General features: G+C 41.5%; 1 protein-coding gene. It reads left to right on the forward strand.

Annotation, left to right across the window (positions count from 1 at the left end):
* Nucleotides 1-272 (forward strand): Ig-like domain-containing protein (locus AAEZ03_RS27420; protein ID WP_350583005.1); only part of this gene is annotated, 272 nt, incomplete at both ends.

Raw genomic sequence — 272 nt, forward strand, 5'->3', positions numbered from 1 at the left:
GTTCATGATGTATCGACAAAGGTGATCTGGTCATCAACAGATCTCTTAGTAGCAACGATAGATACTAACGGTCTTGCCACTGGTATTGATGCAGGTTCGTCGCTTATTACGGCAACCTTAGACACGATATCCGATGATAGCAACTTGACTGTCATAAATGCGACGCTGGATTCAATTACAGTAACGCCGAGTGATCCGATAATTTCTAACGGTAATACGAAACAGTTCACTGCTACAGGAACTTATTCTGACACTAGCGAAATTAATATCAC

The organism is Pseudomonas sp. HY2-MNA-CIBAN-0224 (genome assembly GCF_040310285.1).
GTDB classification, from domain to species: Bacteria; Pseudomonadota; Gammaproteobacteria; order Pseudomonadales; family Pseudomonadaceae; genus Aquipseudomonas; species Aquipseudomonas helleri.